At 43.3% G+C, this 20477-nt stretch carries 15 protein-coding genes; 1 reads left to right on the forward strand and 14 read right to left on the reverse strand.

Going from position 1 to position 20477, the window contains the following annotated elements:
* Positions 1 to 2: 2 nt before the first annotated feature.
* The 6 genes from EAH55_RS13880 to EAH55_RS13905 form a co-directional block, all read right to left on the reverse strand.
* Positions 3 to 1931 carry a general secretion pathway protein GspD gene (locus tag EAH55_RS13880; protein ID WP_244228186.1) on the reverse strand — a complete coding sequence of 643 codons (1929 nt, stop codon included), beginning with the start codon at positions 1929 to 1931 and terminating at the stop codon, positions 3 to 5.
* 8 nt (positions 1932 to 1939) lie between these two features.
* Positions 1940 to 3370, reverse strand: a complete 1431-nt coding sequence (locus EAH55_RS13885; RefSeq protein WP_121810194.1) for a GspE/PulE family protein — start codon at positions 3368 to 3370, stop codon at positions 1940 to 1942.
* On the reverse strand, positions 3370 to 3897 hold the full coding sequence (locus tag EAH55_RS13890) for a hypothetical protein (RefSeq protein WP_121810195.1): 528 nt from the start codon (positions 3895 to 3897) through the stop codon (positions 3370 to 3372). The genes EAH55_RS13885 and EAH55_RS13890 overlap by 1 nt, the downstream gene beginning before the upstream one ends.
* 1 nt (position 3898) lies before the next feature.
* On the reverse strand, positions 3899 to 4324 hold the full coding sequence (locus EAH55_RS13895; protein ID WP_121810196.1) for a type IV pilin protein: 426 nt from the start codon (positions 4322 to 4324) through the stop codon (positions 3899 to 3901).
* 515 nt (positions 4325 to 4839) lie between these two features.
* Complete coding sequence (locus EAH55_RS13900; RefSeq protein ID WP_162996864.1) at positions 4840 to 5157, reverse strand: hypothetical protein; 318 nt, start codon at positions 5155 to 5157, stop codon at positions 4840 to 4842.
* Positions 5154 to 5840, reverse strand: a complete 687-nt coding sequence (locus tag EAH55_RS13905) for a hypothetical protein (RefSeq protein WP_121810198.1) — start codon at positions 5838 to 5840, stop codon at positions 5154 to 5156. The genes EAH55_RS13900 and EAH55_RS13905 overlap by 4 nt, the downstream gene beginning before the upstream one ends.
* A 683-nt stretch (positions 5841 to 6523) precedes the next feature.
* Between EAH55_RS13905 and EAH55_RS13915 the strand changes: the two genes are divergently transcribed.
* Positions 6524 to 6847 carry a M15 family metallopeptidase gene (locus EAH55_RS13915; protein WP_162996865.1) on the forward strand — a complete coding sequence of 108 codons (324 nt, stop codon included), beginning with the start codon at positions 6524 to 6526 and terminating at the stop codon, positions 6845 to 6847.
* Positions 6848 to 7067: 220 nt separating this feature from the next.
* On the opposite strand, the gene EAH55_RS13920 is transcribed toward EAH55_RS13915, so the two are convergent.
* The 8 genes from EAH55_RS13920 to EAH55_RS13955 all read right to left on the reverse strand — a co-directional run bounded on the left by EAH55_RS13920 (position 7068) and on the right by EAH55_RS13955 (position 20151).
* On the reverse strand, positions 7068 to 9230 hold the full coding sequence (locus tag EAH55_RS13920; protein ID WP_162996866.1) for a TonB-dependent receptor: 2163 nt from the start codon (positions 9228 to 9230) through the stop codon (positions 7068 to 7070).
* Positions 9231 to 9316: 86 nt separating this feature from the next.
* The gene (locus EAH55_RS13925) at positions 9317 to 11788 is read right to left on the reverse strand and encodes a zinc-dependent metalloprotease (protein ID WP_121810202.1); all 2472 of its coding nucleotides are present in this window, start codon (positions 11786 to 11788) and stop codon (positions 9317 to 9319) included.
* Between the two features lie 14 nt (positions 11789 to 11802).
* Positions 11803 to 12570 (reverse strand): hypothetical protein, encoded by a 768-nt coding sequence (locus tag EAH55_RS13930; protein WP_121810203.1) that lies wholly within the window; start codon positions 12568 to 12570, stop codon positions 11803 to 11805.
* 17 nt (positions 12571 to 12587) lie between these two features.
* On the reverse strand, positions 12588 to 13124 hold the full coding sequence (locus tag EAH55_RS13935; RefSeq protein ID WP_121810204.1) for a hypothetical protein: 537 nt from the start codon (positions 13122 to 13124) through the stop codon (positions 12588 to 12590).
* A gap of 54 nt (positions 13125 to 13178) precedes the next feature.
* Complete coding sequence (locus EAH55_RS13940; RefSeq protein WP_121810205.1) at positions 13179 to 14687, reverse strand: RagB/SusD family nutrient uptake outer membrane protein; 1509 nt, start codon at positions 14685 to 14687, stop codon at positions 13179 to 13181.
* Positions 14688 to 14693: 6 nt separating this feature from the next.
* Positions 14694 to 17984 carry a SusC/RagA family TonB-linked outer membrane protein gene (locus EAH55_RS13945; RefSeq protein WP_162996867.1) on the reverse strand — a complete coding sequence of 1097 codons (3291 nt, stop codon included), beginning with the start codon at positions 17982 to 17984 and terminating at the stop codon, positions 14694 to 14696.
* A 285-nt stretch (positions 17985 to 18269) separates the two neighbouring features.
* Entirely contained in the window at positions 18270 to 19442 is a 1173-nt protein-coding gene (locus EAH55_RS13950) for a FecR family protein (RefSeq protein ID WP_121810207.1), read from the reverse strand.
* Between the two features lie 28 nt (positions 19443 to 19470).
* A complete protein-coding gene (locus tag EAH55_RS13955) occupies positions 19471 to 20151 on the reverse strand; it encodes an RNA polymerase sigma-70 factor (protein ID WP_121810208.1) in 681 nt (226 codons plus the stop codon).
* Between the last annotated feature and the right edge of the window lie 326 nt (positions 20152 to 20477).

Consider the following 20477-nt stretch of genomic DNA (forward strand, 5'->3'; position numbering starts at 1 on the left):
TCTTATCTGATGATAGTTGATTTGATAAACAGTACACTAACTACCTTAGATTTAGATTTGGTTCTGCTACTGAATATCCATTTCAGTACCGGGATGCGTGAAAGAATTGGGATGCCAGAGCCACTTTCATCGCTTTCGGTCCGCTCAATCCCTCCCAAAACTATCGTATCCTCGCTATGCACCCGCAAACTGGTTTCAAATTTGCTGATTGACTGCGGTGGCGGAGAACCGTCTGTAGGAATGGAGGTAAAGTCAGAAATATTAACGCTGATGCCGAGTGTAACCTCATCATTTCCGGAAACAAGCGGCTTGATCCCAATAGACAAGTCAGCGTTTACCGCCTCATAAACGTTAGAAAAAATAGACTGTGTAGCAGTGGTAGTAATCACGTTTTGCGTGGTGTTTTTATAATAGCGTTTACTGCCTATGCTCATTTTTGCAGTATGACCGTTCAAAGCAACCAGTTTTGGCACAGAACGGACATCCACGTTATTGCTTTCCTCCAGCGCTTTCAGGCTGATGTAGAAATTAGGGGTCACCCGCCCGAGGTTGATCGAACTGTTCTTACTCAGGCTGCTTAGGAAATTATTGATCGACTTAGCGCCGAATGTATAATCCAATCCCGACAATACGGTACCTCCTGTCTTGACACTGTCCGAAACGCCGGCCGTAATACCTGTAGATACTGAACGTGACTTATGGATATCGATCAAGGTCACTTCAACCAGCACACTTGGCACCAGCACATCGAGTTGTTTAATAAAAGCCTCTACCTCGTTAATTTGTGCATCGGAACCCGATACCAGCAAAGTATTCTGCTCCCGGAACTCTTTAAGCTCCAGTCCGCGTTTCCAGTCAGCGGGGATCATCATTACTACGGTATCGATAGCCCGGTTTTGCAAGTGGATGGCTTTATATGACCTCAGGCCCTCCTGCTTCCGGTCACCAATGATGTAGATCCCACCTTCAGAATGAAAGGTATACTCCGTGCTTTTAAAAAGCAGGTTTAGAAAGGTATCATAACTAACATCAGTTACGTGCAAAGTAATATTACCCTTGATCTCTGAATAAATCGAGTAGCTTTTGCCAGTTTCCTGTGAGGCCTGTTTTACCAGATCGTTGATTGGTGCGCCTACAGCATCAGCGGTAATCAGTTTCTGTCCATTCACCATCCGTACATACAAACCTGCTGGTCCCCCTTGCGAAGGCCCTGACGGCCTGAAATTCTTCCTTACAGAGGTATTGCGGTCGCCATTGATATATAATTCTTCATTCTCCCCTAATGGCTGAAACAAATAAAAACCGTCCGCTGTCTTCACCATTTTCAACTCGTTGGTATAAGCCAGCTTTTCCAATGCCCCCTCAAATGGAGCACCTTCAATAAACGCGGTTACAAGCTTGCCCTGCAGTGCCCCCGGTACGATCACATTCTTACCCGAAACCTGGCTGATCTTTTTAGCTACTGCTGGCAGGCTGTCATTCTGCAACTCCAGTGACAGCGCATTACCGGCAGTGTTATATTTCGCGTTGATATCTTTCACTAATGGTTTCACAAAACGGTTAGGATCCTGGAAAGGCGTGATATAAATGATCGTTCCTACGATAGTAACATCCAAATTATATTTCTGCGCCATCAACATCAGGATATTGGCCGCTGTCGCATTGTTAAAATTATCATATACGACAATGGTCAGCGCAGGGTCCACGCTAATGTTGAGGTTATTAGCACGCGCAAGCGTGTTCAGGTATTCCCGGATCGACCCCCCGCTCACCCGCAGTTGTACACGCTGACCAAGCCCAGGCACCCTTAAGGCCAGGTCGTCCAGCTTTTGATGAATGCCCTGGATACGCTCCGTTTCCTGCCCCATTGCGGGAAATCCGGATGATATCGCCCAAACAAAAAATAAAAAAAGTAAAAGTCTTTTCCCCATATCTCTTCCTAATAATTAAATAACAGCGGGTAGATCTCATCAATAGACGTAAGCCCCTCACTGAAAATATCAAATGCGTTTTCTGCCAGTGTATGAATGCTGCGTTCCGCCAATAAACCATGAATATTAGCATTCCCTTTCTTGATCTCGTCCGCCAGGTCAAGGTCAACCGGAATCACCTCGTAAACAGCCTTCCTGCCTTTGTAACCGGTGTAATAACATTCTTCGCAACCATGCGGCCGGTAATGGTGCTTCACCTCCCGGGAAGGACGATATTGACGCGGATACATTGAAGGGTCAAAACTATGCTGCGTTTTACAGTTCGGACATAACAGCCGGATCAACCGTTGAGCGACCGTCGTGCTAAGCGTATTGGCCACAAGGAAAGAGGGGATTCCCATATCAATAAGACGGGATACTGTGCCCCATGCTGAATTGGTATGAATCGTTGACAGCACAAGGTGACCGGTGAGCGCCGCCCGGATAGCCATATTTGCCGTTTCGGGGTCCCTGATCTCTCCCACCATGATCACATCCGGATCCTGCCTAAGGAAGGTACGAAGCGCCGCAGCAAAGCCCAAACCGATCGATTCCTTCAATTGTACCTGGTTGACCCCTTCCAGGGTATATTCCACCGGGTCCTCAATGGTCAGGATATTCCGGGTTTCCTTATTCAATAGTTTCAGCGTGGCATAAAGTGTCGTTGTTTTACCGGAGCCTGTAGGCCCGCTGATTAGCAGGATCCCATTCGGGCGTTTAACCCCCTGCAGGTAATTCTCCAGGTCGGTATCTGAAAACCCAAGGCTGTTTAGATCGATATTGGTGGCGTCGTTGTTCAGCAACCTAAGCACTACTTTTTCTCCGTAGAGTGTCGGCAGTACGGACACTCGGATATCGAACTGGTGATCTCCGCTTCTAAAATTAATCCTACCGTCCTGTGGCAAACGCTTCTCGGCGATATCAAGGTTGGCGAAGATCTTGATCTTGTTAATCAGCGCGGGGTAATCATCGTTCTTAAGCAGGTAACGCTCCACCATGTTCCCGTCTATCCGGATCCTAACCCGACATTTTTGTTCATATCTTTCAATATGGATATCGCTGCTTTTCAAGCTTTTTGCCTCCGAGATCAGATTTTCAAGAAAATCATCGGCATGCTTGCCCAGTTGCATTTGTGTGGTACTTTCTACCGCGTTCTCCCGGAGATAGTATTTGGAGAGCAGCCGGGCCACGGTTGTGGAAGGTAATTGCTCAAGTAAGATGTTCTTTCCAAGCAATACTTCCAGTTCAGCGGTAAGGCTATCTTCATCTGAACCATCTTCACAATAAAGTTCCAACGCATCACCGGAACCGCTTTTGGGCAAAACGCGGTAATACCATGCCTGCTCCTTGCTAAGCAGGTGAATATTTTCCGTTAATAATAATATATCGTCGTTGTCCATTAATTATAAATCGTGCGCCAAATCCAAAAATCATCGGTAACATTTATATGGAAACGAAACCAGTCGCCCGCCAGCAAAAAAAATAAAAAGACGGCGTAAAAGCCTGCGAGTGGGATAAAGCGGTGCCTTCCCCCTGAAATCAAGTGCCACAGCCACCAGCAGAGCAATACCCCGATCAGGCTTATTACATAGAAAAAAATAAAATTCAGCACCGACAGATAGAACGCTATTGAAACCAGGAAAAGGATATCCCCCCAGCCCAGCATTTGTTCAGTGATATTAATGAGCCGCCGCTTTTTCAGAGAAAAAATACATGTCAGGATAACCAGTTGTAACGTGATAAAACCAAGGTTACAAAAAACCGCTAACCAATATCCGTTCAGATCACTTATCCGGGCGCGGTTTAAACCCACAAAGATAAATATCATAATAGGCGTCCAAAACCAATACACAGACCGGCTCTTAAAATCCTGCACCGCGAGCGCCCCCAGTACTGCAAGTACCACCAGCTTTAAAACCAGCGACACGTTAATCAGGTGTTACTTCTTTCAGGTTTTTATCCTGATCGATCTGCCAAACGTTGAAAGTACCGTTACCGTTAAAATCAACAACAGAGGTTGCCCGTGCTGTGAAACCGTTATTGGAGGCATCGGTGATCTCTATTCGGTAATTCGCTTTCGCGTCTTTTCCCTCTGTACTCAGTTTTTCCTGGATAAAGCCGATCTCGACGAGATCTTTGGAATACTTGGAATGCTCATAGAAATAGTTTTTTTCCAGCACCTGGAGGTGGTTGAGCTGCAATTTGGCTTCGGTACTTTTGGCTTTGGTAATCAAAGGAAGCAGGTTGGGCAATACAAGTAAAACGAGGATTCCGATGATAACCAGTACCACCAGGATTTCAGTAAGCGTATAAGCCTGCAAACGCTTTTGTGATTTCAATTTAGGTAATTTCATTATTCAAATTCCGCACTAAACTAAAACAATATTTCCTTTAACGCAAGAAACTTTGAAAGTAACTGATTATTTCCGGCTAATATATCGTGAAAAAATACTGGGTGTATAATTATACCTACCTCTTCCTGATGACGTGAAGCCCTATTCGCTTTTCAAGGCAATGCAATTCAACATTTTCTGGTTAATATAGTATCAATATTGCTATTTCATCTTCCACCGGATTTTTCTTTAATTTCCAAAGCAATGAGATGGCGTACGCGGTTTTTCAATTTAGTATAAAACGAAAATCGGGGCCCAACCAACCAGGTCAAATATTTCCAATAGATACATTAGGAAGCAAAGCGACATCGGAAACCGTAGATGGTTGCGGGTAAAGACCACTAAAGCTAAAATAGGGCGCTGAAACCATGACCGGCACTCATAGCCAAATTGCCGGTCATGGTTCCGCCAGCCAGCGGCAAATATTGACTAAAGCTAATACCATTTTTTGTTACCACATGATCAACATCTTCAGACTACTTCCCCGGTTCAAACTTCCAGCTATCCAGGCCTAAAGTATAGCCTCCTGTCTTATTGAGCAAGGCACAAACCAACTTTATAGCCGCAGGATTTTTTAGGTCAGCGTTTTTATCCAGAGGCTGAATAGGTACCAGCGAACGATTACCAAAACCGGCCACCAGGCGACCGTTCATCATTTTTAAGGTAATGCCAGGCCAGCGATCTGCCAGGCTCTGTACCTCATCATATTTAAGTTTAACAACCGGGGTTGAGTTGACCAGTAAACTGACATCCCCTTTATAATAAGGCGAATTTAAACAGACCCGCGCAATCACCTTTTGTTTTTTATCCAATCCAGCACCCGGAGGAAAACTGCATTTTTTTCGTCAACACTATTGCCTGCACCTACGTTAACACAATTGATGGTAAAGTTAAGAATGCCTGATAATGTCCAGAGGGGCAGGTTTCCCGCCGTACCCAGGTTGCGGCTTAAAAAAGCGGTTTTGTTTTGCTGGCGGTAGTTTACATAAATATCGGGTATTACTTTGCGATAGGATTTAACATTGGTGTGTATGTTCCACATTTGTGTATACTTATCTGTATTATCCTCTGCTACAGGGTTTCGTTTCCAGCCGTAGCGGCCGTCCTCAAGCGGACTGTTAAAAGGCAGGCCGTCCATCAGTTGGATTGTCGTTGGATCAAAGGGTTCGCTCAGGTTATAAAGCCGGTCGTCAGGAATTGGTTGTACAGACCGGTTTGCGCTTTTCCAATAAAGCTGAACGGCATTTTTCTGGATAGCAGAGCCGGCACATTCCAATTTGATGGAATAACGCTTAATATTATCCAAATCAATTTCCAATAAATTTTTATTGGCGTCCATCAGTTGCCCGTCAATCCATAACCTGCAGTTAGCAGCCGGATTGTTTCCCTTTAAAAAAAACCGATATTTTTCTGAATACAAAGGAGCAGCAAAACTTGTATAAGTAACAAGGCCAAAGGCATGGCTTTTTTTGATCAACCTATTGACTGTCAGATTAAAAACTTAGCCTACCTAATAAGATACTTCCTATTTCTCACAAACAAAACGCAAAGCTTTGCACATGACCTGCATTAGTTGATCTTAATTAATAAAAAGTGGTAGCCTTTATAGAGGAAAAACCCGGGCTAAAGGAATGTTTCAGCCGCTCCTAAATCTCCTAAAATCTGATTTACACATAAAGGGCCGGAATTGTAAAGGACAGAAACGCTTAAAAATAAAGCTCCTGGGCGCCAAGAGCTACGCCATTTGTATGTCCCTGCAGGGATTTGTACGTCGAAGAGATATTAAATCCGTAGCAAATTCAAGAAAGAAATAATCAATATGATAACCCATAGAAAATTATCACTTTTTAAATATGATAACCCATTGAATTATTGATAGATAAATATCACATTGCAGACAATAATATACTGCTATATATTTTACTAACCTAAACAAATCTTTATGAACACACCACATGGCTATCAGCAAATAAACGCATTATTCGGCAACCCCGCCCAATGCGGATGGTACAGAAAACAAGGCTTGGATACCTGCCCATATCCAATTGGTAAAACCACCTGAAAGGTTGGAAACTATATTATCAGGAAACAGGCAAGCAGCTTCAACCCATCTCAGGAATCCAAATGCATACTTTATTGGCACCCATATTCTCTCAGGTCATGACAGAAATATGGGAATATGCGGTTGTACAACTTAATTCGCCTACTGATGATGATGTCAGGTGCTGGCTACACCAAAACCGGCTTGATCAAACGGGAGGTGGATTTAATTTTCGAAAAAGCACTGGTAATACCTCTGCATTATCTCTTCACAGCTATGGTATTGCTATAGATTGGGACCCAGTCCATAATCCTCACAAGAAACCGCTTACCAAGCCCCTTCCGGATTGGTGGTATAACATCTGGACTAAACATGGCTGGAGCGACGGCCGCCATTTCAAGACTCCGGACCCTATGCACGTCCAGTTTGCAACCGGCGCTTAACATAGCGTGTCGGAAAAGAGTTAAGAGGGTATAAATTTAATTATAGAAGTACCAAAGTCGCATTTCAAAATATTCAAAAAAGAGCGCAGCGGCATTCGCCGTCTGCGCACAACATAATCAACTAACTAATTCAATACTTGAAAATTTGGAAAGGTTTGGTTAACTAAAACTGATTTTATTTTTATGATATATTTAATTAGAAGCGCCTCGATATATTTCCTTAATGGTTAAACTGCCCATCTCCGATATTGAGTAAGAAACTGATCAGAACGCCCCTTTTACTTGGTGGTAGTATCGCCTCGCTTCTGCTTCCGTCATAGCTGAACCGGTAGCCATATACCTGATTAAAGCCAAGTACATTGGCAAAAGTGACGTTAAACACCGCAAAATTCTTTTTCATTGGGGGTATGTAGCTCAGGCCGAGACTCAGATTATTGAAATCCCTGGTCTTATCTGACAGAAACACGGGATTCAGCGGATTAAAATAGGTTCTTCCGCTGCTGAAAGTATACGTCCCGCTTACCTGGATATTAGACCCCGTTATATATTTTCGTCCCACTATATTAAGCACATGCTCGGGCGCGAATGGAGGCCGGCCGGCAACGGGATAATCAATATAATTGCGCTTGGTATCAAGGTAAGAGTAAGAAACATAGTATTCGCCAACGGCAAAACTTTGATCCCGCCATAACAAATCAAAGCCGCGCGAATATCCGCTTCCCTGATTATTAAAGTCGTAAATAACTACGGGGGGACCATACGCCTGAAATCCTGAAAACACCGGAGTTGTGATCTTTGTCAGATTTCTATAATCCTTATAAAAAACTTCTGCCTTAAGATTTCTGTGCGGGATTTTCAGTTCATATAAGAGCGCATAATTGATCGATTCCTCATATTTAAGCTTAGCCGTCTGGGCCAGAAAACTGTCGTCCGGTTTTTGATAATATGAAGCATAATTTAATGTAAAGCTGCTTTTTCTGCCCGCAAAAAAGATAAGACCTAACCGTGGCGAAAGGTTATACTTGTTTAAATAGGCCGAATATTCTCCACGTATTCCAGATCGTACTGATAAAACCTTGTTAACAAAAACGTCGGCAGAAACAAACAAAGCAGAAAGCACATCACTATAACTTCGCGACATCCCCGCATAACCCTCAGCCCTTGAATTTTGAAACTGCTCCCCCCCTACAGTAATTAAACTGTTATTAGCAAAGCTCCTCGACAATGTAATTTTTTCATGCCAGGCGTTATCATTTTGATTATAAGGATCAGCGTTTACCTTTCCACTCTCCAGGGTGCGGTTATAGGCAACCCCGGCAAAAAGCTTCCAATACGGCCCAAGATATTCCCTGTATGTAGCATTCAGATAAAGGTTCTTATTGATGTTACCTAACAGATCAAGACTATTTTTATTAGGGTTTCTGATATCAAAAGCCAACCGGGTATCACTGTAATCGGCGTATAGCTTAAACATGCCTCCTGTTTTAGTTCTTAATTTATAATGAGTGGATGTTTGGTATTGCCGGGGATCCTCGCGCCACAATGTATTTTGAGGTATTACACTATTATTTAGTCCAAAATTATAATAGTTGCCACCAACCATTAACGAACTATTTTTGAAACGTTCTGTATGCGCGGCGCCAGTCCCAAGACTAAGGAGCGAAAACTCGGTTGATGACGCCCCGGGAATTCCCTTGGTATCCATTATAAAAGCAGACGAAAGTGCTTCGCCGTACTCGGCACCGTATCCTTCGCTGCCGGTAAAAGTTGTTCGTTCAAACAAAAACGCCGAAAAACGGCTTCTGTTGGCCACATCCGGCAACCTGCTTCCAAACGCGTTTTTCACCAGCATGCCATCAAAAAAGGCCTGGCTTTCCTGTGAGGTACCACCGTGAATAAAAAGTCCGGTTTCATTCCCGGCAGGCGATGCGCCTGGAAATGTCTGTAACGCAGCCGAAACATCGCCCACAGCTCCCGCGGTTGTAACAATATCGTATTCGTTGAGCGTGTAGGTTCTGGGCACTTCACCAATTTTTCGTTTAAGTACAATGTTTACAGCGCTTAAATCATTGTTTGTGGTTTTTAACTGAAAATCAGCACGGGTACTATCCTTTCCGATATCGACTAAAACGCTATCTGTTCTGAAACCTACAGATGAGCAAAACAGCCAGTGTTTCCCGCTAAAACGTGTCTTTACCATAAAATAACCAAGACTATCCGTAAAGGCCCCTATCTGCTTCCCTTTTAATTTTATGGTAGCACCAGAAAGCGCCTTAAATTCCACATCGGATACTTTTCCATATATAGTTTTAAGCTTTTCCTGAGCATTGGCCGACAGCGGGAATAGCATGACTGCCCATAACAAACATTTGTAATTTTTCACTATAATATTCAAACTCCGGACAGTATTATTTAACCCGACCGCTTATCGGCCAGGTTATTTTGATTATCCAAAAATTTTCATGGTGCTTAGCTTAGTCTCAGCATTGATTCGATACGTCTTTCCAAATCCTGCAAGTGATATGTAGTCAACTTATCTGTGGATCTTGGGATAGCACGTTTAAGCTCCGCCTGAAGCTTGTACAGATCGGCTTTAACGATTGAGAACGCGTCATTTTCGGCAGATTCCGATTCTTTTGTGGTCAACATAGCAATGAGATTTCCCAGATACGCCTTTTGAAGATTCCTTCTGTACTTATCTACTTTTATTGCTTTGTCTGTCTCAATTTCCTTCCATATACCTTTATGTATAACCGCCACAAAGTCATCCACCGGAACTGCTTTTGTACCAAATTTATTTACCAGGGCCTGCATACGGCCTAATGTTCCGAAATCCAGCAATGTATTCAATACCCTGATCTGCGTATCCGAAATAAAATCGGGGTCTGCCGGGGCCTCAATCCTCGCCATTACTGATTTATCTAAAAGCCAGTCGGGTGTTTTAAACAAATATTGATTAAAGAATGCCAGGGCCTCTATTTGGCGGTTTCTGCTTACCGGAACGTAAACAAGCCCCTTTTCTTCCTCACTTTTTGGATTATAGTAAAGACCGGCAACATTTTTTAGCACATGCCCCATGTAGTTGAAATATTGTGACTGAACCGCTTTGTACATGGTAAGAAGATTGTTATTAACCCCTCCTTCACCTTTTGTCCAGTTTACCAGGTTGGGAACAATACGCTGCAGGTTTTTAATACCGTAGGCGCTTGCCTTCATGGCATTATCGCCCAGATCTTCAGTTTGTGAACGGGGATCCCACTTGCGGGTTTCACCATCACCATACCAGGTGCGTTTTCCGGAGCCCGATTTATTCATGATCCAGCCGTTCATGATCTTCTTATCCTCATCTTCGGTATTTGCGCCGCTATACTTATAGCCCCATTCTATCGCCCATCGGTCATAGTCGCCAATACGCGGGAAAAGATTTTTCTGCTCGATATGATCTTCGGGCTGAGCTACATAATTAAACCTGGCATAGTCCATAATACTTGCTGTATGCCCGTATTTAGTAAGATAGCTGTTACTGCGTAGGCTATCCACGGGGGTAAGGCTACTGCTTCCAAAATTATGTCTGAGGCCAAGTGTATGTCCTACTTCATGGCTCGATACGAATCGGACAAGCTCCCCCATCAGCTTTTCATCAAACTTTGGTTTTCTGGCAGCCGGATCTACCGCTGACGCCTGCACCATATACCAATCATGCAAAAGGCTCATTACGTTATGGTACCAACCGATATGAGTCTGGATAATTTCCCCGCTTCTTGGATCGTGGATATTGGGGCCGTAGGCGTTGGCTACATCCGATGGGAAGTAATTGATCATAGAATACCGAGCATCATCCATGTGCATGGTAGTGTCGTTCTCGGGCCATTCCTTACCAATAATGGCGTTTTTAAAGCCCGCTTGTTCGAAGGCTTTCTGCCAATCATTGATCCCGGCAACCAAATATGGGCGCCATTGTTTGGGTGTAGCCGGATCCACGTAGATTACAATTGGTTTGCGGGGTTCAACAAGCTCGCCCTTCTTCCATTTTTCAACATCTTCGGGCTTAGGCTCCAAACGCCAGCGTACAATGAAATTCTTAATTTCCGAACGCTGCTGCTGATCGTTAAATGAAAAATGCTTATCCACAAAATATCCAACGCGTTGGTCGGAAAGCCTGCGGCGCATTGGCACCTGTGGCAAAACAATGAATGAAGTATGCGATTCTACAGTAAGTTGCGGAGTTGTAGCCGGAACCAATTTCGAATCCATGTTTTTACTGATACTGATTTCAACATTTTCCGGATACACATGAATTGATTCAACACGATAGTCCTTCATTGAAAAGGTGTTAACTCCTTTTGCAATCTGAGTACTCTGGTCTATGTTATTAACCATACTCCTGTCTTTCAGAAATTTGGAAGCATCAATTACATAGCTCTTAGAATCCTTGCCGTAACACACGATGGGGAAACTTATTGCAATGGGGTCTACACTGGCATCGCGTACAGCCCTGGAAATCGCGTCGGCAGAATCTACCTCATTTATTATCAGGTGATATCGGATCCTGATACTTGAGTCCTGGGTCTTTTCGAACCGGATGGTGTTTTCATCCAATTCCTCACCAGGATACATACCAAGCCCTGCAGGTGCCTTTGTTAATCTGTTAATCACCATAATATCGCGTTTGAGAAGCGAATCAGGAATTTCAAAATAGATGATATCCTTTGAGCTATGAACTGTAAAGAGCCCGTTCTGTGTTTTGAATGCTTTGGTAATAACCGATGCATAACTCTTCAAAGCTTGCCTTGGCACTACCTTAGCAACCGTATCTTTCTTTACGGTATCTTTTTTAGAAAACAGGTTAAATGGCCAGCCCCTTCCCGTCTGTCCGAAAGAAGAATGCGCAGTTAATGCCAGCAACCCTAAAAAGAGGAGCTTTTTGATATAGTTTTTCATATTTTTTTAAAGTTCTATTTGGTTTTTATAGGATAAATAAATTTGGCAACCGTGTTAGTTCCGGCGCTTGTAATAATCAGGGTAGCAGGCTTTGATATATAGCTTGAAGATTCTGAACCGGCTACGAAGCGCCAGGCAAATGCCGTATAAGTCAACAAAGCGCCGGTAGCCGCATTCCTGATCTGCAGGGTAAGATCATTTCCAGGCACATCCGCACGCTTCACGCTTACTTTCAAAAAGCCGGTTGTTTTTTTATATTTTATTGATTCACAGCCCGGTATAGGACTTGCTTTACCTAATATATTGACAGATACAGGCACCGAAAAATTAGACAGGTTTACCGTTCTGATCAAAAGCAGGCTATCAGTTAAGGGCACAACCGGGATGGTATCTTCCGTAATCAATGTATCAATCGCCGACCTGGTACCTGCTAAGAATATAGAATACATCCCTGATGGTTTATAATCACGCGTAACACTTAATGCCACGTTTGCGCTATCCGGATAAGCATAAAAATCAATCGGGATAGTTCCTGATATAACCCCCTTCTCAAGGATATAAGTGCCGGCCCCTAAAGATGCGGACTGTATCCCGTTTAAGATACTGGAAAAATTAAGCTTCCCGGTTTTGTAAAAATTGGCAAAAATTGCGCTACCGTCAGTTAATCCATTATACACCGTAATGGAGCTTGTTGGTTTCACCACATCTTCTGTCTTCTTACAGGAAACGAATAATGCTATCAAAGCAAAAAGCCCCAATACATAATAATTTGTACGTTTCATATGCAATTAAGGATTGATTATTTACTTAATGTTTTCAGCGATATTCCGGGAACATCCGATAGCTGCGCAAGGTAAGTTGCCAACCGTTTCGACGATTTATCGTTCCAAAGTACAATAACAGGAACATCCGGATTGCCTTTACTTTCAATCATATAATCGCTCCTTTTTTGATCGGTACCGTCCGAAAAATCAATTACAATACCGTTATTCGACTGTTTTGACCATTGGGCAATTAACGTTGGCGCAAAGGGCTTATAAAGGCCGATCAAAGCGAAGGCCTGCTGATCTAAAGATTCCGGAAAGGTAACGGCGGCACAATCCTTCGCTCCGCCATTAAAGGCTACTGATGTAAATGAGGTGCTGAACCCAAACCTTGAGCTACCCATATCAAGACCGGGCGAAGACTGAAATAAATGCATATTGCTAAAATCATCTCCCTGTTCGGTAAATTCGGGCATTTTTTTCCGGCCGGGTCCACTGCTTGGGCTTGTACAACTTGTAAGCAGCATAATCGCGGCACCAAAAAGTAATGTGTATTGATATATCTTTTTCATGTTTTTCTTTTTATTGTTTGAATATTGAATACTTAATCTTCAGAAGCTGTCATTTTAATAACCAGGATTTTGGACCAGGCTTGGTGCTGATTGCAGCTCATCCAGCGGAATGGGGTAAAGAAGCTGTGTTGCTATGATTTTTTTATATGACAATGAACCAAGAACCTCCATCGCTTTACCTGTTCTCTTCAGGTCAAACCAGCGATGCCCCCATTCTGAAAAAAATTCGATCCGGCGCTCATGCGCGATAGCAGCAAGCGCATTATCCTTTGAAGCTGAACTTATGATGCCAAGTCCCGCACGTGTCCTAATCTTATTCAGATCTTCATCGGCACCTGAAAGATTTCCCTGCTGCGCCCTTGCTTCGGCCCTGATCAGTACCTGCTCTGCCAATCTCAGTACCACAAGGTATTGTGTAGCGGATAGTCCCTGCCTGGCATATTTAGTAGGAAAGTGCGCTGTGGCACCCGTATATGGGGGAGCATCCGGTGTATCTACAAAACTTGTCCACGCCTTTAGCCTCTTATCACTAGGCTCAAAAGCAGCCGAAAGATCATCAGTCATGTAATATGACGGAAAAAACAATATTGCAACGTCCGTAAAAACGCTCGGATCCAAATAAAGCGGGCGCTGATCTTCTGGTATATCTTTTTCCCATGACATCTGCGGCGTAAAAGCCTTTGCCTCGTACGATGGTATATTAATATTGGTTGATGCGGGCTTTAACTGCCAGATACTTTCCTTACTGGACGGCAGAAATACATTATCCAGGTTAGGATCAATAGCAAACTGACTGTTGGCAATTACTGCCGATGCTTGTGCTTCAGCGTTTTTCCAGTCGTTGCGATAAAGATAAACACGGGCCAACATTGCAGTAGCTGCGTATTTATTAACCCTGATACGCTCACCACCAGTTATTGCATAATCTTCAGGAAGGTCGCGCTGTGCATCCAGCAAATCATTTATAATCTGGGTATAAACATCTGCCAGCGGGGTTCGTGGCACTTGCGCGTTAGCCTTCCAGTCAATACCGGTTACAAGGGGTACATCTCCAAAAAGGTTCACCAGGTAGAAATAATTGAAAGCCCTTATAAATTTGGCTTCGGCAGTGATCTGTTTCCTTGCAGCGGGCTTTAACAAATTTGAAGTTGAAGCCGCTATGCCATCAATAATAGAATTAGCATTATAAATACTCTTATAAAGAGGAGTCCAAAATATGCCATTTACCAGGTCGGTCTGGCTGGTGAGCCTGTTACTCACAAAACTGTAATCTATATCGTTGCCTGTACCCAGAAAATTGGTCAGTTCATCGCCAGACATACCTGCATAAACCGTTGTTCCACCATTAGATAGTGTTATAGCCTGCGGCCCGTCGCCGTTAAGCAGGTAAGAATATAATCCAGCCAAAGCGGCATTAGCAGTTCCATCTGTAGTAAAGGCTTTCTCGGTAGTGATTGTAGTTGTTGGATCACCCACATCCACCATTTTTTTGCAGCCGCTCCCATAAACGAAAAGCAATGCAATACAAATACCTGTTATTGAAATAATTTTCTTTTTCATCATTTCCTTTTAAAATGAACAGTTTAAACCAAAAGTGATAGTTCTGCTTGGAAGGGCACTTCCCACGCTTTGTATAACCGGATCAAGCCCTTTATACTTGGTGATCACAAAGATATTTGAGGCCGACGCCATGAAATTGATATTAGATGCGCCTATTTGTTTCGCCCAGCTTTTAGGAAGCGCACCAGATGCATTGATACTGTTAAGGCGGATAAAGCTTGCATCTGTATACGCCTGATCACTTTGAAGTATCAAGGAATTTTCTGCCGTGGTCACCACACTCAGTTTGGCGGTAAGGGCCTGATCGCCGGGTTTCTGCCATCTGGTTAAATAGCGTTCCAACGAAATATTTGTTGAACCTATCGCGGTATTGTTGTATAAAGAGTTCCTGCCCCTTTGTTTAACTAAATAAAAATTAGCAGATAGGGAAAAGCCTTTATACCGGAACGTTTGGCTTAGGTTGCCGGTAAAATCAGGCGTTGTTTTTACTGCAATGTACCTATCCCCTCTTGATTCCGGCCCGCCGGTTGTAGTAATGTTATTATCACCGTTGTGGTCTTCAAAAGTATAGTAACCAGTGAGCGGATCTACACCAAGGTATTTAAGCACGTAAACAGAATTAACCGAGGTGCCAATTTTCAATCTGTCGGCATAAGGCGATTTTTCTAGGTTAGGATAAGCCAATAAGCGGTTACGGTTAAAGCCTGTGTTGAAAGAGGCCGACCAGCTAAATTTGTTTGTTTTGATCAAAGTACCATTAAGTGCTATCTCTAAACCGTCATTTGCGACTTTCGCCGGCGAATTCGCGATAACCGATGTAAAACCGGTGATTGCGGGCGTTAAAAAATCAACTAACTGGTTATCACAATAAGAACGGTATGCCGATACACTTAACGATAAGCGATCTTTTAACATGCCTATTTCAAGTGCAAGTTCAGTAGATCTGTTCACTTGCCAATGATAGTCCGCGTTAGGCTGGATCAATGGTATAATGGGAGAAATTCCATTATAGTCGGGAAGTTTGATAGCGGTATTTCCATATTGGGTTAGATATTTGTAATCGCCTACCTGATCACTCCCGGTAATGCCATAACTTCCCCTGATTTTAACCAATGAAAAAAAGCTCGGGAGGAAATCGCTAACCCATTTCTCATCACTGATATTCCAGGCAGCACCGATTGAATAAAAATTACCGAACCTGCTATCGGCCCCAAACCTTGAGCTTCCATCGCGCCTTCCATTTAAGTTCAATATGTATTTACCATCCCAATTGAAATTCACCCGCGCAAATACCCCCGTATATTTGTATTTACCTGAGATGTCATCAGCCGTTACCACAGGCGCATTAGTGATGGTTCCCAAAAGTGCATCATCTGTATAATTCGATCCGCGCACATTAGCACCGCTTGTAGAATTCTGCTGGTACGTTCCACCTGCCAAAACAGCAAGGCTGCCCTTACCCAATAGTGTATGGTAATTAAGTTGCGGTTCCACAATCATGTTACTTACCCGGGTAGTTCCAAACTGAGACTTGCCATAAAAAGGAGGAGTACCGAAGGGATCAAGAGAGGCTATCGGATTAAGAACCGTATTAAGGTTGGTTGTGTTGGTATATCCCAGGGAAGTAGATAAGGATAAACCTTTAACAACATTATAGGTTAAAAGCAGCCCGCTTGACAATGTATTTCCCCGCTGGTCGCTGGTATTCTTCAATGCGTTGAACGGGTAATTGGCATGAGCAGCTCCCCATGCAGCAAAATTCAGGTTCCCCTGCGAATCAAAAGGATCCGGCGCATTTGGAGGAAGGGTAAGCGGAATATCCATCTGAACGGCATCAACCGACGTTGCCGCATATGAAGCGTTCAAATCCATTGAAAACTTCTGATCTGCACTATGGTTTTGCAGCGAAAGGGACACTGTTCCCCGCCTGTTCCCCCCGGTGATCGTACTCAGATCGTGCGTTGTTCCATACGAGGCCCCAATCCTGTAGGTAGTAAGTTCGCTACCGCCACTTACACTCCCGGTATAATTAGTTTGACTGGAAGAGCCGCTGTGATATTTTTGCCAGTTAGTATCTTTCGATTGATCGAAAACCAATAAATCGACAGCATTATTTACAGTAGGCTGTACACCGGAGTTGGCAAATGCCTCTTTTCGCATGGCAATATATTGCTGAGTATTCAGCAGATCAAAATATCGCGTTACGAAATTGGAACCGGTGTTGAAGCTGGCATCTATTTTCATTTTACCGGGCTGCCCTTTTTTGGTAGTGATAAGGATGACCCCATTTGCGCCCCTGCTACCATAAATAGCTGTCGCGTCCGCGTCTTTCAATATCTCAATGGATTCGATATCATCGGGGTTCAAGCTAAAAAACGGGCTTTGGCCTGGGCCAGCACCTGTTTGATCATAGCCCCTGGAATACGCGGCGCTTCCTGCATTGGCAGTTCCACCACGAACCTCCAATACGGTTAGGGGGACACCATTGATAATATAAAGCGGATCGGACGGAAACTGATCATTTAAGGCCTTTCGTCCCCTGATCTCTATTTTCACAGGTCCGCTCGCCGTTCCGCTAACTGGTGTAATATCAACGTTTGCTACCCTACCCTGAAGGGCAAGTATGGGGTTCATCACAGGCTGATCCGAAATGTCCTTTCCGGATACCCGGGTAATGTCACCTGTAGCTAACCGCTTGCTGGTTTTGCCATATCCCTGTATAACAATTTCATCCAACCCGTTGGTTGCCTCTTCCATAATCACATCAAGGATGGGTGATTTAGCGGCAACCCTGGCGGGGATAGCTTTTGTAACATATCCCAGATAGCTAAAAAGTAAGGTATCGGTAATTTCTGCAGTTTTAATTAAATATTTACCCTGGGCATCGGTAGATACCCCCTTTTTTGTTCTTTTTACGATAACCGAGGCGCCGCTTAGGGGTTGCCGGGAAGTATTGATTACCGTTCCCAATATGAGTATTGGCTCGGAGGCGATAGGCTTTTCCGGCACCACTTCCCGCCTGCGAAGCACAATATTTTTGCTAACAATCTGGTACTGGATCTGGGTATTTTTGAAACATGCCTCAAGCGCCTGTTCTATAGTTGCGTTTTTCAGGCTAACGGTAACATTGTCCAGGTTTACCTTGTCGGCATTATAAACGAAAACGTAGCCCGATTGCTTTTCAATCGCTTTCAGAACAGTTTCAAGTTTCGCGTTGGATTCGTTAAGGGTGATCTGGCTGAGTACTTTTCCGCTTACATGTACAAAGGAGATGACCAGTAATAAAGTTGTCAGCCTCATTATTAAGAGAATTTTCTCGGGAACAGGCCATAGCCATCCAGGCCGGGAGCCATTCCCGATTAGATATTTATTCATTATATTTGATGGGTTGAGGTTAATGAAATCAATAGTCAATTGTTTATTCGGCCCAGGCACCACCTGAACAGAATAGGATAACCTGAACACTTACCGTGGTTGTGGTTCCAACACTTCCACGGTTATTCAAGCCCCGTGCGCTCTTATTAGTAAAATCTCACCATAGGCAATAGCTTATTTAAGTTTTGTTTAATTTTAATTTGTTTGTTATCAAGGCCGGATCTTAATGGTTCTGTCAACCACACTGTAGTTAATATCCAGGTATTTCAGGATCTGCAATGCTTCAGACAGATTAGCATTACGATGTACTTTTCCGGTGATGTGAGCATCGGGGACCTTGCCTTCATAAACCACATTAACATCGTACCATCTCGAAATCTGGTTCATTACCGTGGTTATATCCGTCCGGTCAAAATAAAAGTAGCCATTCTTCCAGGCCACCGCGTTTTCGGTATCAACCTCCGATATCCGGACATTGTTGCTCTTTACCTCGGCTTGCTGTCCCGGTGTTAGTTTCCTGGTAAATTTTGCTCCCTCCACAGTAAGGCTGATACTTCCCTCAAGCAATGTAGTGGCGGCATTACTTTCGCCAGGATAGCTATTTATATTAAAATGGGTTCCCAGCACTCTGATTTCCTGGCCCGAAAAATCAGAAGTACCCGGCACACTAACCACGAAAGGATGAGCTGCATCTTTAGCTACTTCAAAATACCCCTCGCCGGTAAGATTAACCCTACGCTCCTTTGCAGCTTCCATATTAACCGGAAAAGTGATCTTCGAATCCGCATTTAACCACACCAGGGATCCGTCTGGAAGTTTGACCTTAAAAGTTTCTCCCTTGCCGGTATTTAAAGTATTCAAAAGCATTTCCCGATTTCCGCCATTGGCTTTACCTTTTGAGATACTTTGATCCTGTACAGTGTAGGTAATTTCTCCGCTAACAGATTTGGTGATGTTTATCGCTCCCTGCGAAGCCAAATGCCCCTGAACGCTCTTACCTAATTTAATTTTCTGACCATTAGCCAGTGTGAGTGTAGCCCCTTCCTTCCCCGCTAAAATCTCTGTACCGGCGATGGCTGGTTTCGCTATATATTTACGGGAGGTCTCGAGTTTTAATAAATAAAAGCATATAGAGGTGATCAACACTAGCGACGCGGCTATCATAGATATACGAGGCAAGAACTGTACGGTCCTCATACCAATGCGCCCCATTACCTGGTTCCGCATCAGTGACTCTGCTTTTCTGAGTTCAGTTTCAGAAAGACGGATATGATCATTCATATTCCAGTCCGCATACCACGACTCGATGATAGCAAGCTCCTCTTCCGTGCAGTTACCTTCCCTGAATTTTTTTAATAATTGTTCGTGATCAAATTCTGCCATAATCAATAAGTCAATAATGACTTAACAATTACATAACAGTTGAGTCGGATCGATCGGGTATCCCGGAAGGAAAAAAAAGTAAAATATTTTTTTTATGCTCATTTTTCTCTGGCGCCAGAGGGGTATCAAGACCACCACAATGACAAAAAGAAGTAAGAAATATGGCCATACCAATTTTTTGACGTAAAACCCTAAGCGATTTCTTGATATGAGTAGCAACAGTTTGTTCTGAAAGGTTCAACTTCTCTGCAATTTCCCGGTTGCTAAGATGTTCAAAGCGGCTCATTAAAAAAACCTCCCTCATTCTTTCAGGCAAGGCATTAATTTCTTTATTGATGATCTCTGCTAATTGCTTTTCTCTTATTCTTTCATCCGCAAGGCCTTCTGAAACCTCTGCAAAATTTTGAATTGTTGTTGCATAGTCAGTCACTATTTTATGGTGGCTGACAAGATTTAATATCTTATTACGGCTCATGGTAAAAAGATATCCTGAGAGGTTAACATTTTTAATCATATCCCTCTTTTCCCACAATGCCACAAACACATCCTGCACCAGATCTCTTGATGTGTCTTCGTCCCTGAGCTTATTGTACACATGGCTATATAAAAGTTTATTATAGCGTTCGAAGATTTCAACAAAAGCGTTTCTATCTTCCTCCTTTACCAGGTCAAGCAATTCTAAGTCCGAATATGAACGATAAGACTTCATGGGTTAATCAATAGGAGTAAAGATATAAATATTCTCTATTTATCCAATCCTACCACCTTATGACTCGCCAAAAACGACCAAATCAACTCACAAACAAAAAAAAGAGTACCTCTAAAGCAGTTTCAATACAAAAAACAAAACGCATACTCTAAAAAACCACAAAAACTCAAAGAAAATGAATAGGTAAATAAAAACACACCTTAAAATCCGCCCAACACCATTAATAAACCTATTAAATCACGCTACAAATAACAAAACGCACCCCTAAAACATTTTATTCCGCTTAAATTTTACCCATTTCAAAGAGAACTCTATATTCAAAAGGT

The sequence above is a fragment of the Mucilaginibacter kameinonensis genome (assembly GCF_003675385.1).
GTDB lineage: Bacteria > Bacteroidota > Bacteroidia > Sphingobacteriales > Sphingobacteriaceae > Mucilaginibacter > Mucilaginibacter kameinonensis.